This is a genomic window from Pedobacter frigiditerrae, from assembly GCF_004331645.1.
Lineage (GTDB): Bacteria > Bacteroidota > Bacteroidia > Sphingobacteriales > Sphingobacteriaceae > Pedobacter > Pedobacter frigiditerrae.
The window spans coordinates 60,210-74,096 of record NZ_SJSK01000002.1; the positions used below are offsets into that span (position 1 = coordinate 60,210).

The window sequence follows — 13,887 nt, forward strand, 5'->3', positions numbered from 1 at the left end:
TCGAAGACTCATCATTAAAATAAAGGTTGGTGTTTTACATCAACCTTTTTTGTTGCCTATTATTTCGAAGAATTGCTTGAACTTGTCAAACTAAAACAGTCAGCTAAGCAAACGGCAATGAACTAACACTGAAACGAATATATGAAGAAAAACATAAAAGTATCATCTTGCCAAGAAATGACCACATTTCACAGGCTTGAATAAGGTTTGTTCGAGACTTCTCCCAGATTTGTTCGAGAAACCTTGCTTTAAAGGCCGATTCTCCGAACGAATCTGGGAGGAATGTGGGAGAAAACACCCACAATTCTTCGCCTTGACAGCGTAAAAAAATATGTTTTTCTTAAAAGTTTTACACTGTTTTTACTTTTACTCAAAAATTCCAAACGAATTCACCTAACTAGATTATTGCTCGAGATTTGGCCACTCTGGCAAATGACGCTTAATTCTTAACCACATCCCAAAGTGATTTTAACTTAACCATCACACTTTTGCCATTTAATTCCTTTTGGTCAAAAGTAATAACTTTCTCTTTCCATGCTTCCAAATCGAAATAGTTATCGCTTAATTTTCCTTTGTAACCAGCGATATCTACAAAAACATATTTAGCAAGGCTTGAAGATTTTAAAATGATTTGATTGCCTTTAACTTGATAAGTAATTTTAGGATTTACCAACTTTAAATCTTTCGGTTTAATCATATCTCTTTCAAGTTTAATATCATCCCTATAGGCTTCTTTTACAGCGTACCAAGCTGCTTTTGGAGCACGGTCGTAATAATCTGTAATGCTCCAACTTGCTACAGGCCAACAATCATTTAACTGCCATAGCAAAGTTCCCATATTGTATGGTGCTTTATTTCTGTGGATTAAGATCATATTCTTGAAACCATAATATTGCACACATTGGGTGAGATAAGTATAATCCTCAACGGAAAGTTTATTGATTCTGGCCGAATCAATCATATAGTTTTGGAGATAAACATTCAGCTTTGCAAAACCATTCCCTGCCTTTTGATGGTCGTTTAAAACTTTGGAAAACAAATACCTATCCTGTGGTTGCGTATAAGCTAAAACACTTGAATAATTAGGCATAGCTAGCATTCCGTACTCGCTCACAAATCTTCCAGTTTTATTTTCAAACACCTCAAAATCTTCATTGCCCCACCAAACGCCCCAATAATGACTATCGCCTTCAGTAAAGCTATTTTTAACACCCCATCCATATTTTGGAGAAGTGCTGATGTAAGGTCTACTATTGTCAACTTCTTTTACCCATTTTGGGATGCTATCCCTAAATAGTCGAGTGTAATCATCCCATAATTTAACTGAATCTTTAGGTTTAATGCGATATTGATTTTGCCACCCCCAACGGTTAAAAGCTTCATCAATTTCATTGTTACCACACCATAACACAATACTTTTATGATGCCTTAACCGCTTAACCTGATATTTTACTTCTTCTTTTACATTGGCAAAAAAAGCTTTATCTCCTGGCACCATTGTTCCTGCAAACATAAAATCTTGCCAAACGTGAATGCCAAGCGAATCGCACAAATCATAAAATTCATCAGCTTCATAAATTCCTCCACCCCAAACCCTTAACATGTTCATATTGGCATCTTTTGCCATCATCAACATTTTGCGGTAATCATTTTTGGTCATTCGGGTTACAAATGCATCAGATGGAATGTAGTTTGCTCCCTTCATATAAACGGGTTTTCCATCAATCTTAAAATAGAATGATTTACCATCTTTATCGGGCTGTTGCACCAACTCTACATTTATGGGTACTACAAAAGGTTTTTCAGCTGGTTTGGTGTTGTAACTTTCCAATCTTACTTCTTTCCAAATGCCAACGCCCGTTAATTTCGGTCCCCAATCCCAGCCAAAATGAAACTGTGCCTTGCGCACATAAGCTCTTGGATTATCGGGGATAAAAAAAGGTAAATCGGCTTTTGCAATGGCATCAACTTTGTTTTGTGCTGAATAAAAACGAACTAACAATTGATTGCCTTTTGGTTTAACAAGGCGTTTCACATCAACTGTCCACTGGCGAAACATATTATCCGCCTTTAAAATCAGCTTTCCATTTAAATAAACATCAGCATAGGTATCTAAACCATCGAAAACTAAATCTATATGATTAGAAGCAAGGGTTTGAGCAGAAATATCAAAGTTAGTTTTATAGTCCCAATTCTCTTTTTCTACCCATTGTACTTTTTTTTCATTGTCACGATAAAATGGGTCTGGTATTAATTTGTTATTTAACAAATCTACATGTACCTCCCCTGGCACTTTTGCAGGATACCATTTAGCATCATCCTGCTCTTGAAAAACCCAATTGGTGGTTAATTTTTGCTTCAAGGTTTGCGCATCCGCGTTGATGGCGAATAATAAATATAGAACTATAATTATTTTTAATTTATTCATATAATTTAAAAAATACTCCCGCAGATTTAACAGAAAATCGCAGATTATATTTCTTTAAAATCTGCGAAATCCGCAATATCAGCGGGCTTCAAAAACTGAATTCAATCTACTTTTATTATTTTGACTTGTACAATCCCAACTCTGTAATCGTTGGATTTAACCTTGATGATAAAATGTTTAACCTCACTTCTTTTGCTACGATAGCTTTAAAACGCAATAGCCTTTTATACCCAATTGTAGTTCCTTGAGTAATCGTTTTCCAATCGTCCCCATCTTTATATTCTAACACAAACTTTTCTACTCTTTGACCAATGGCAATGTTTTCTTGCAGCGATAAAACATCAAACTCTACTGGTTTTGAAAAAGTAAGATTTATGGTAGCAGCGGTATCTTTTGGTGAAGCTACATAATAGGTATGTTGACTGCCATCTAATATTGAATTTACATTATTACCATTACTCGCTTTTAAGCTAGCTTGTTTGGCTATGTTTTCTGCAAATAATTCGTTCCTTAAAAACGACCAGTCTTTTAAGGTTTTGACATCACTTTCGCTTACTAGCCCATTTTTGTCTGGCGGAACATTTAATAGCAAAACACTGTTTCTTCCAACGGATGAAAAATAGATATCCATTAATTTTTCTGGCGTTTTCACTTTGTTATCTTGTTCTGGATGATAAAACCAACCATCACGAATAGATACATCAGTCTCTGCTGGATACCAAACCAAACCTTTAGCATTTAAAATCTTCGAGCGACTACCTAAATCCTCACCCATTTTATCACCAGCAGGGACAAAAGCTACTTCCTTTTGAGAATTATCGGCAATTGCCTTTAACATGTTTTCATCTGCAGGTAAAACACTCCATTCCGTTTCACGCCCATAACCACTTTCGGTTCCTACCCAACGTACATCTGGCCCCATAACTGCAATAGTTGCTGATGGCTGTAATTTTCTAATCAGCTTGTACCAGTTGGCAAAATCATAAACAGGCTTTTTACCATTTGGTCCGGTTCCGTTTGCACCATCAAACCAAACCTCATCTACTTTACCATAATTGCTTAGCAATTCGGTTAACTGGTTTACGAAATATTCATTATAAATTTTACTATCACCATAATCTTTATGGTTCCTGTCCCATGGAGATAAATAAACACCAAAACCAATCTTATATTCCTTACACGCAGCTGCAACTTCTTTTACCACATCTCCCTTTCCACCTTTCCATGGACTATTCTTAACACTGTGTTCAGTAAATTTACTAGGCCATAAACAAAAACCATCGTGATGTTTTGCTGTCAAAATAACTTGTTTAAAGCCTGCTTCTTTCATTGTTCTTACCCACTGTCTGGCATCCAGTTTTGTGGGATTGAAAATCTTAGGGTCTTCCTTTCCATCTCCCCACTCTCTATTGGTAAAAGTATTTACACCAAAATGGAAAAAAGCAGTTAGTTCTAGCTGTTGCCATCGTAATTGTCTGGTAGATGGTTTTACATTAGCTGCTTTGCGGATTATATCCTCGTGTTTATCCGTTGCTTTAATGATGACTTGATTGCCAGTATTTTCTTGAGCAAATAGAGAAGAATTAACTAAAACTAGACCAGCAAAAAGAATTGTTTTTATAGATCGCATATTTCGGAAATTAATATACAGTTTTTGCTTTAATTGAGCAGTAAAAATGTTTAGTTTTGCGCTCGATGAAAATCTGTAAGCAGTTTATAGCCATCTTTCTTTTGGTTGGAATTTTAACCAACTGTTTTAACTATTGGATTTTATCATCATCTTATATCCTCAACAAACAATACATTTCTACCGTACTTTGTACCAATAAAGATAACCACGAATTGCATTGTGAAGGTAAATGTTTCATGGATATTAAATTAAAGGAACTGGACCAAAAGAATAAACACGATCAAGATAATTTAAAACGAATTATTGAAACTGTAGCACCAGTAACGGCTAGCTTGTTAGCACCAGTTTACGAATTGCCCATTGAAATTTTTGCAATGAATTACCTGCAAAAAAAGCCAATAAAGACTTCCCTCTCTATCTTCCAACCGCCTAAGCACGCATAACATCTATTTGTTACCTTGAATCGCTGTCTTTTGATAGGCAAATTATCAAGGTCGTTCTTGAATTTTCGTCAAGACTAACTATTCTTATAAAATTTTCCCGCTGATTTAACAGATTGCGCAGATAGACACTTAAAATCTGCAAAATCATATTTATCTGCGGGGACCAAATAATAATTGCCAAAATCAAATTGGCACATTTCTACATTTTTTAAAGTTTCAAACAATGAATACCAAAAATATATCAATCGCACTTTTTGCAATTTTAACCATTGCATTTACTTCTTGCAAAAAAGATGAAACCGTTAATACAGCCGAAAAAGGAACTTTCGCCTTAGAATTTGAAAATCAGGTAAACGGTGCTCCACTAGTTTTAAACAATCAAAATTACACGAATCTCAATGGAGAGAGTTTCAATATTTCTACATTTAAATATTATGTAAGTAATATCAAACTAACCAAAACAGATGGTTCTATTTATGCAATCCCAGAAAGTTACATCTTAATGGATGCGGCGAAACCAAGTTCTTTATTAAACAATCTTAAAGACATCCCGGCAGGAGATTATGCTAAAATATCTTTTACCATTGGTGTAGACAAAGAACGGAATTTGGCAGGTGCACAAACAGGTGCATTAGATCCAGCTTTAGGAATGTTCTGGACTTGGAATAGTGGTTACATCTTCGTGAAATTTGAAGGAACATCGCCACAATCTACAGCGACAGACAAATCATTAACTTTTCATATTGGCGGAATTGTTGACCCAAATAACACCATTAGAACTTTCAGCAGCGATTTTAGTACTGGAAATCCGCTAAGAATTAGAGCTGATAAAAATCCTCAAGTTCATTTTGTGGTGAATGCTGGAAGTTTATTTAAAGGAAAACAAAAAATCAGCTTTGCTAACCTAAACTTTACCATGGGTGGTGCTAATTCTGTAATTGTGGCAGATAATTATGTAAATGGTTTATTCGAATTTGAACACATACACAATTAAACATGAGGCATTTAAAAATATACCTCATACTTATAGCAAGTATGGGGATGTTGTATGCCTGTAGTAAAACTGAAATAGTTAAACCACAAACTGAAGAAATTCGGTTTGTGGTTCCTAGCAACTTTCCAGATGCGGTATACAAATTCGATGGAAATATCTTAACTAATAATGGCTTTGCTTTAGGCAAAAAACTATTTTATGATGCTCGATTATCAGCAGATAAATCAATCTCTTGTGGAAGTTGTCACCAACAATTTGCAGGTTTTGCAAACCTAGACCATAAAGTAAGTCACGGGGTTAACAATTGTTTAGGGAAAAGAAATGCACCTGTATTGTTTAACCTAGCTTGGCAACGCGAATTCTTTTGGGATGGCGGTGCTAAAAACTTAGAAATTGTACCCATTAATGCCATAACAGATATTTGCGAAATGGGAAGCGACTTAAATACAATCGTCACTTTCTTAAATAACACAGCTCCCTACCCTAGTCTTTTTAAAGATGCTTTTGGTTCAGCAACCATCAATTCTCAAAATCTTTTAAAAGCTTTAACACAGTTTACAGCAGCGATGGTTTCTGCAAATAGCAAGTATGATAAAGTGATGAGGAAGGAAACTGTTTTTAATCCTGAAGAACAGCAGGGATATCAATTATTTAAGGATAAATGTGCCAACTGCCATACAGAACCTTTGTTTACCAATCTAAATTACATCAATAACGGATTGGATTTAAACAGTGTTGATGAAGGACGTAAAACGATAACGGGTTTAGTTAGTGATAAGGCGAAGTTTAGAGTTCCAACTTTGAGAAACATCGAATTATCATCGCCATATATGCATGATGGTCGTTTTAATACATTAGAAAAAGTACTAGAACATTATAATGTTGGTGTACAAGCGAACGAAAATTTAGATGTTTCGCTCTCCAAAGATTCGCAGCTAGGTATTCCGCTATCTAACATTCAAAAACAACAAATTATAAGTTTTTTAAAAACATTAACAGATGATGAATTTATCAAGAATAAAATTTTCAGTGAAAATTAATATTATACTTTTTGCTCTACTTACAATTTCAATAAGCGCTTCCGCTTGTGATATTTGTGGTTGCTTCATGGGACTAACGCCTTATGATAACCAAAGTAGTTTTGGCTTATTGTATCGATATCGTTCCTTTAGCGGTTATCACGGTCAAAACCATTATACTTTTCCAAAAGGTAGTAGTTTCTTCTTTCCAAAAGACGATAAATCAGCTCCATTAACTGGTCACAATAATAATCCAAACGATTATGAATTATACCGAACAATGGAAATTAGAGGCAGGTATTTTGTACATCGAAAAATTGAATTAAATGCCATTATTCCTTACAATTCAAACAGCGAACGATATAATGGAAATACCATTTCCATTTCTGGAATGGGCGATGTTAATCTTTATGCCGGTTATCACCTGATTAGAAAATTAGACCAATCAACATTTAATCAGCGTTTAATTGTAGGTGCCGGAGTTAAATTGCCTAGCGGGAAAAATGATATCAAGACTAATTCAGGAATCAAGTATTCTGCTTTAATGCAACCCGGTACGGGTAGTACCGATGGGTTTGTTTATGCCAATTACTTAATTGGTTATAAAAAATTCGGAATGAGCATTAATACTTCCTATAAAATAAATGGAGAAAACAATGAACAGGAAGGAATTGCCAATAGCAGCACAACCTTTTTAAATCTGTTTTACACCCAAAGAATTAGCAAAGAATGGCAGGTAATGCCATCAGTTCAGTTTTTTTACGAAAATTCTGCTGGTGAAACCTACAAAGGAGTAAAAACTGGCGAACACGAGATGAACAACTTAATGGCGGGTATTGGGGCAGATTTATATTATAAAAATATAGCGTTAAACATAGGTTTACAAAAAAATGCTTGGCAAGCTAAAACAGACCATCCACAAAGTTCAGCTAAAATTTATTTAGGTATAACCTACAACATTAATCAATTATATTATTTACTTAAATCTTAACAAATCTTACAGATATACGTTAAACTTTATTTGGGTTTAACGTATGTTTGTAACCAATTTCAATCATCATGATAAAAATTAAAAACACTATCGCCATCGCTACTTTATTAAGTTTAAGCATTTGCTTTTATGCTTGTAATAGCGATAAAAAATTACCAATTTACGGTCAGCGTGAAGCAAAAATAACAAAAGATGCGGATGGAAATGAAAAAGTAGATACCATTTACCAAACCATTCCAAATTTCAAATTCTTAAATCAAGATAGCACTTACTTAACCCAAGATGCTTTTAAAGGAAAGATATATATAGCAGATTTTTTCTTTACTTCTTGCACCACCATTTGCCCTATCATGCACAGAAATTTGAAAACAGTTTATGATGAATATAAAAGCAATCCAGATGTGATGTTTTTATCTCATACCATAGATTTCAAATATGATAAACCTTCAGTTCTAAAAAATTACGCCCAAAAACTTGGTGTTGATACTAAAAAATGGCAGTTTGTCTATGGCCCAAAAGAAGAAGTTTATTCATTGGCAGAAAAGAGCTATCTAACTGTTGTTGGAGAGGATAAAACAGCACCAGATGGCTATATGCACCAAGGTTGGTTGGTGTTAATTGATAAAGAAAAAAGAATGCGTGGCGCTTATGATGGCACAAAAGAAGAGCAAGTTGCCAAGCTAAAAGAAGACTTAAAAACACTTATAGCAGAAGAAGAATAATGCGCAAAACCATTTTACTTTCTATTTTTTCTTTTATCATTTGCTGTATCATTTATTCCTGCCAAAATGCAGCAGAAATGGAACAAGCAAAATACCTTTCTGGTGGCAAAGACTTATACATTAAATATTGTCAGAATTGCCATAGTGCCGATGGAGAAGGCTTAGGTGAATTATACCCTGCATTAACAGACACCGTTTTTTTAAAGAAAAACAAGGATCAACTGGCTTGTATCATTAAATATGGCTCTAATAAACGAATGGTGATAAATGGAAAAAAATACGATGGTAAAATGCCCGCATTTAAACAAATAGAAAACATCGATTTAGCTAAAATCATAGTATACATTACCAATTCATTTGGCAACAAACAAGGAATGTACAAATTTGAGCAAGTAGCTGATGATTTGGAGAAATGTAAATAGTTTGGAGTTAACGCAAAACTCCAAACTATTTTAAGCCTTTCGGCTTAAAAACCTATCTTTACAAAAAAATGCAAGCCGTTCTATCGCCGTATCTTAATGGTAAGGAGGAAAGTCCGGGCAACATAGAGCATCTCGCTTCCTAACGGGAAGGCATTTAGGATTGAAAACCTGAATGACGGAATAGTGCCACAGAGAATATACCGCCACGATTTATCGGGGTAAGGGTGAAAACGTGAGGTAAGAGCTCACGAACTCGCTAAGCGATTAGTGTTTTGGTAAACCCCGGGAGTTGAAAGACCAAATAGGCTAACGCATGTAGGGCTGCTTCGTCCGATGTTAGTGGGTAGGTCGTTAAAGATAAATGGCAACATTTATATTAGATTAATGATAGAAAACTGATTTATCAGGAACAGAACCCGGCTTATAGGCTTGCATTTTTTTCTTTTTTTGAAGCACAATACTAGTGCTTTTTTTGGCAGCCCACCTTTTCGGCATATCTATTTTTGTCTTTCGACAAGCTCAGGATGACAAAAATAGGATATCGCTGCAATTAGGGCTATAAACTAATGCTTGTGCAAGTAAAACCCCTCATAGTAGCACAACCCCAAGTTTAATAAACCTGGTGGCAGCGAACACGGAACGAAGTGGAGTAAAGCGGACAGCAAGACTGCTCTTGCCTAATGATACTGACATTCATTTTCAAAAATATAGTTGTTATTTAACCACAAAGACACTAAGAACACAAAGTTTATATTCTTCTAAAGACAGAATGGCAAAACTAACCAAATGAGCCAATGAGCTTATATTTTCCTATTGTTCAAACTTGCACAATGAATTAATGAGCTATTGAACAAATGAACCACCCTAAAACCTTTAACCTATTTTAACGTTATAAACTGTATAAAAAACTATACATTAAACAAAAAATAATATATTAGCATACTTATATAAATGAATACCTACTAACTATGGCAAAACTGCTTATAATTGATGACGAGAGAGCGATAAGAAGTACTCTTCGCGAAATTTTAGAATACGAAAGTTATGAAGTTGATGACATTGATAATGGCATTGACGGATTAGAACTCATCAAAAAAAATAATTATGATTTAGTCTTGTGCGATATCAAGATGAATAAAATGGATGGTATGGAGGTGCTAGAAAATGCACTTTTAATGAAACCAGACCTTCCATTTATCATGATATCTGGACATGGAACCGTAGAAACGGCAATAGAAGCAAGTAAAAAAGGAGCTTTTGATTTTGTTTCAAAACCACCTGATCTAAACAGGTTATTAATTACTGTTCGCAATGCATTAGATAGAGGAACCTTAGTTACAGAAACTAAGGTTTTAAAACGTAGGGTTAGTAAAACTCGTCATATTTTGGGCGAATCTGATAGCATTAGCAAAATTAAGGAAACGATTGAACGTGTTGCGCCAACCGAAGCTAGGGTATTAATTACTGGTGCAAATGGTAGCGGTAAAGAATTAGTTGCGAGATGGATTCACGAAAAATCTAACAGAGCTGAAGCACCTTTAATTGAGGTTAACTGTGCAGCAATTCCATCAGAATTAATTGAAAGTGAGTTATTTGGCCACGAGAAAGGTTCATTTACATCTGCCGTAAAACAACGCATTGGTAAATTTGAATTAGCTAATGGTGGTACCTTGTTTTTAGATGAGATTGGAGACATGAGTCTTTCTGCTCAAGCGAAAGTATTAAGAGCATTGCAAGAACATAAAATTACCAAGGTTGGTGGCGAGAAAGAACAAGAAGTTAACGTTCGTGTTTTAGCGGCAACCAATAAGGATTTATTGAAAGAAATTGAGTTGGGTAATTTCCGTATGGATTTATACCACCGTTTAAATGTTATCAATATTCACGTTCCGCATTTAACAGAAAGAACTGATGATATTCCTGTAATTGCACAGAACTTTTTAGATGAAATTTGCGGTGATTATGGTATGCCTGTTAAAAAAATTAGTGAGGGTGCAATGGAAGCTTTAAAGGCTTTACCTTGGACAGGTAACGTGCGTGAATTACACAACATGATTGAGCGTTTAATCATATTGAGCGATAAAACGATTACCGAAAATGATGTAATTGCGTTTGCTAATCCAACTGGAGGGACTAATATTGGTACTGCAGTAGCTGGTGGTGGCAATGGCTCTTCTGGTGGTTCTGCTATCAATTATGAGAAATTCTCGAACTTCCAAGATTATAAAGATTTCGCAGAAAAGGAGTTCATCAAGTTTAAATTAGAAAAGAACAATTGGAACGTTTCTAAAACAGCAGATGACATCGAAATTCAACGCAGTCACTTATATAGTAAAATAGAAAAATTTGGCTTAAAAAGAGCTGAGTAAAAAATTGGAATTTGTAAGGTTTGAATGTTGAAAGGTTACCCACCCTGAACATTTCAACTTTACAACTTTTTAAATATTACTACAAACCTACGAATCAAACTTATCCAACAACTTCAACAAGGTTGTAAAATCTTTTGGATACGGTGCTTCAATGTGAATATCTTGCTCATCTAAGCCTTTAAATGTTATTTCTTTTGCATGTAAGGCAAAACGTTTCATAATTGGTTGCTCCTCCTCATCTTTCGCAATGCGATAGCCTTTTTTAAGCGCAGAAAGAAAAACTGGTTTTCCTTTGTACATGTGATCGCCACAAATTGCGGCACGTTGGGTAGCCAAATGTATACGAATTTGGTGCATTCGGCCAGTAACAGGCTTACACTCAACTAGAGTATAATGTTTGTAATGTGTTAAGGTGTTAAAATAAGTCTCGGCACGTTTGCCCTCAGCCCTATCTATCGTTACGTTTTTATTACCATCATTTAGAATTGGCAAGTCGACGAACAGATTATCAAATTGCCATTGTCCATCTACTACAGCGTGGTAAATCTTTTTAACTTTCCTACGTTCAAACTGCATTGCCAAATTACGGTAAGCATCAGGGTTTTTAGCAATTACAATAGCTCCAGAAGTTTCTTTATCTAATCTGTGGCAAACTTGTGCATCATCTGAATACTGTCTAGCCATCCGAAGGATATTAACTTCGGCACCAGCAGTACGTTCGTCTAATGAAGCTACAAAAGGAGGTTTGTTTACAACGATGTAATCATCGTTTTCGAATAAGATAAGGTCTTTAAAAATTGGATACTTCACGCTGTGTTGTTATGTAAAGTGCAAAAGTACGGAAATAATAATTAGCTAATTAATGAATGTGCTAATTAGCTAATTGCCTAGTTAATTTAATAAAAAAAGTCTTAGCTATACGCCAAGACTTATTATATTTTGAAATGTTGTCTTTCGGGTTTCTTAACTCAACTCAAACTTATAACCAACACCTTTTACGGTAGCTACATAAGTTTCGCCTAATTTTTCACGAAGTTTACGGATGTGAACATCAATGGTACGATTGGTTACCACAACTGAATCTTCCCAAATGTTTTTAAGGATTGATTCCCTTGTATAAACCTTACCTGGTTTTGAAGCTAACAAATACAATAATTCGAATTCTTTTTTAGCAAGAACTACTTTCTGTCCATTTTGATAAACCAAATAAGCTTCTCTATCTATTACTAAATCACCTATTTCAACTTTGTTATCAGATACTTCTTCACCACTTGAATTTCTACGAAGGATAGCATTTATTCTACTTACTAAAGCTCTTGGTTTAATTGGTTTTGCTATATAATCATCAGCACCAACATTAAAACCTGCTATTTCAGAATACTCCTCGCTTCTAGCAGTTAAAAACACCATGAAAGTATTTTTAAACTCTGGAATAGCTCTCATTAAACGGCAAGCTTCAATTCCATCCATTTTGGGCATCATGATATCCAAAATAATCAAATCTGGCTGAACTTTTTTGGCAACAGTTATTCCTTCCTGACCATTGCTTGCTAAAAATACCTGATAACCTTCTTTTTTTAAGTTGTATTCAATCAGCTCTAAAATATCCGGTTCATCATCAACAATTAATATTTTCTGTTTGGCTGTGCTCATCGCTTATTTTTATTTATTACGAAAGTAAGTATTGATTTGCACTATTGAGTTAAAAATAGGTTAACAAATTGTTAACCAACGCAAATATTTTAACACTGAATTAGGCTTAGGGTAATGTCTTGTTTAAAAAAGCTTCTAATTCTTCTCCTCGTAAGTTCCTTGCAATGATTTTTCCAGCTGGGTCAATTAGGAAAGAAGCTGGTATAGCTTCTACCTGATATAACTTTACACTTGCACCTTCAAAGTCGGCTAATTCACTTGCATGTGACCAGGTTAAACCATCTTGTTTAATGGCCTGTTGCCAAGCAGCTTTATCTTTATCTAAAGAAATTCCCAAGATAGTGAAGTTTCTATCTTTAAACTTATTGAAAGCTTTAACCACATTTGGATTTTCATTTCTACATGGTCCGCACCATGAAGCCCAAAAATCAATTAAAGTATATTTTCCTTTAAAATCAGTTAAGTTAATGGTTTTTCCATCAATAGAATTGATACTGAAATTTGGCGCTTGCTGACCAACCTGCACTGCTTTTAGTTTAGTTACTTTTTCTACAAAGGTTTTAACTGCAGAATTTTTCTTTAAATCTTCATCCACTTTCTCTGCATAAGCAACCATAGCAGCTTCATTACCTTGTGGATTAATTAAACTAATGGCATAAAAACTAACCAGCGACTTTGTATTTTCTTGTGCAAATTTGATGATGGCATCATTTAATTCTTTTAATGCAGCCATGTAAGAAGGTGTAATTTGTTGTATTAACGCTTCCCTACTATCAGGGTTTGCTGCTACTTTTTGTTCAAAATCACTTTTAATGGTTTCAACTTTTGTCGAATAGGTATTCTTTAGGGTATTAAACTCAGTTATCTTCTCAGCATCATCAGAACCCCTAAGTTTATATTCGTGGTTTTTATTATTTAAATCTGCATTTATAATAACTTCATCACCATTTTTAGCAATTACCATGTATTCGTTGGTACCGTTATTTACTCGATAAAAATCAGCTTCTGGTGCAACTCCTTTAAACTCAAATTCCCCTTTTTCAGATAACGTGGTCGAATCTAACACAACCATATTGCTGCTAGACATCCCATATAGGTACACTTTCTTTTCTGCGCCAACATTTTCAAACTTACCATCTATGGTAAATTTCGTTTTGTCTTTACAAGCTGTAAAAACGGTTGAAAAGGCTAATACATATATTAATTTCTTCATCTT

Annotated in this window: 12 protein-coding genes and 1 other RNA gene; 8 read left to right on the forward strand and 5 right to left on the reverse strand. The window is 34.8% G+C overall.

Annotated features, from left to right (window positions below; genetic code table 11):
- Positions 1–439: 439 nt before the first annotated feature.
- Together EZ428_RS07510 and EZ428_RS07515 are read right to left on the reverse strand one after the other, a co-directional pair.
- Positions 440–2,428: a beta-mannosidase gene (locus EZ428_RS07510; RefSeq protein ID WP_131552544.1), complete on the reverse strand. Its 1,989-nt coding sequence runs from the start codon at positions 2,426–2,428 to the stop codon at positions 440–442.
- A gap of 115 nt (positions 2,429–2,543) precedes the next feature.
- A complete protein-coding gene (locus EZ428_RS07515) occupies positions 2,544–4,058 on the reverse strand; it encodes an alpha-L-fucosidase (RefSeq protein ID WP_131552545.1) in 1,515 nt (504 codons plus the stop codon).
- Between the two features lie 65 nt (positions 4,059–4,123).
- Here EZ428_RS07515 and EZ428_RS07520 point away from each other — a divergent pair, with 65 nt between their 5' ends.
- From EZ428_RS07520 to EZ428_RS07555, 8 genes are all read left to right on the forward strand, one after another.
- Complete coding sequence (locus tag EZ428_RS07520) at positions 4,124–4,501, forward strand: hypothetical protein (RefSeq protein WP_131552546.1); 378 nt, start codon at positions 4,124–4,126, stop codon at positions 4,499–4,501.
- A 223-nt stretch (positions 4,502–4,724) separates the two neighbouring features.
- Complete coding sequence (locus EZ428_RS07525; RefSeq protein WP_131552547.1) at positions 4,725–5,495, forward strand: MbnP family protein; 771 nt, start codon at positions 4,725–4,727, stop codon at positions 5,493–5,495.
- Between the two features lie 2 nt (positions 5,496–5,497).
- The gene (locus EZ428_RS07530; RefSeq protein WP_225871017.1) at positions 5,498–6,535 is read left to right on the forward strand and encodes a cytochrome-c peroxidase; all 1,038 of its coding nucleotides are present in this window, start codon (positions 5,498–5,500) and stop codon (positions 6,533–6,535) included.
- Entirely contained in the window at positions 6,495–7,505 is a 1,011-nt protein-coding gene (locus EZ428_RS07535; RefSeq protein WP_131552548.1) for a hypothetical protein, read from the forward strand. Before EZ428_RS07530 ends, EZ428_RS07535 begins: the two co-directional genes overlap by 41 nt.
- A 68-nt stretch (positions 7,506–7,573) precedes the next feature.
- A complete protein-coding gene (locus tag EZ428_RS07540; RefSeq protein WP_131552549.1) occupies positions 7,574–8,227 on the forward strand; it encodes an SCO family protein in 654 nt (217 codons plus the stop codon).
- Complete coding sequence (locus EZ428_RS07545; protein WP_131552550.1) at positions 8,227–8,649, forward strand: c-type cytochrome; 423 nt, start codon at positions 8,227–8,229, stop codon at positions 8,647–8,649. The genes EZ428_RS07540 and EZ428_RS07545 overlap by 1 nt, the downstream gene beginning before the upstream one ends.
- A 67-nt stretch (positions 8,650–8,716) precedes the next feature.
- Positions 8,717–9,089, forward strand: an RNA gene (rnpB, locus tag EZ428_RS07550) — RNase P RNA component class A.
- Positions 9,090–9,617: 528 nt separating this feature from the next.
- Entirely contained in the window at positions 9,618–11,018 is a 1,401-nt protein-coding gene (locus EZ428_RS07555; RefSeq protein WP_131552551.1) for a sigma-54-dependent transcriptional regulator, read from the forward strand.
- 87 nt (positions 11,019–11,105) lie between these two features.
- Here EZ428_RS07555 and EZ428_RS07560 read toward each other — a convergent pair whose 3' ends face one another.
- The 3 genes from EZ428_RS07560 to EZ428_RS07570 form a co-directional block, all read right to left on the reverse strand.
- Positions 11,106–11,828, reverse strand: a complete 723-nt coding sequence (locus tag EZ428_RS07560; RefSeq protein WP_131552552.1) for an RluA family pseudouridine synthase — start codon at positions 11,826–11,828, stop codon at positions 11,106–11,108.
- 153 nt (positions 11,829–11,981) lie between these two features.
- The gene (locus tag EZ428_RS07565; protein WP_131552553.1) at positions 11,982–12,671 is read right to left on the reverse strand and encodes a response regulator transcription factor; all 690 of its coding nucleotides are present in this window, start codon (positions 12,669–12,671) and stop codon (positions 11,982–11,984) included.
- A 106-nt stretch (positions 12,672–12,777) separates the two neighbouring features.
- A complete protein-coding gene (locus EZ428_RS07570; protein ID WP_131552554.1) occupies positions 12,778–13,884 on the reverse strand; it encodes a TlpA disulfide reductase family protein in 1,107 nt (368 codons plus the stop codon).
- Positions 13,885–13,887: the final 3 nt, after the last annotated feature.